1 protein-coding gene is annotated in these 210 nt (G+C 58.1%); it reads right to left on the reverse strand.

Going from position 1 to position 210, the window contains the following annotated elements; genetic code table 11:
* Positions 1–122 (reverse strand): leucine zipper domain-containing protein (locus tag EOA27_RS40310; protein WP_245474027.1); only part of this gene is annotated, 122 nt, incomplete at its 3' end.
* Positions 123–210: the final 88 nt, after the last annotated feature.

Consider the following 210-nt stretch of genomic DNA (forward strand, 5'->3'; position numbering starts at 1 on the left):
ATCTTGGCCGACACGCCGTAGACACGCGCCGCATGGGCTTTGGAGAAAGCGCCTTCTATCACCGACAGCGCCATCTCCTCTCGACGCAGCGGTGTGAGACGGGCATTCTTATGGATGTTCATTCGGATCCTCCGATGGATGCTGAAGCGTGGTAACTCCAGTCTCCTCGGTCCGGTCCGAATGGACAACCTCCCGAAAGCTCACAGCTAG

This window comes from Mesorhizobium sp. M2A.F.Ca.ET.037.01.1.1 (genome assembly GCF_003998075.1).
Lineage (GTDB): Bacteria > Pseudomonadota > Alphaproteobacteria > Rhizobiales > Rhizobiaceae > Mesorhizobium.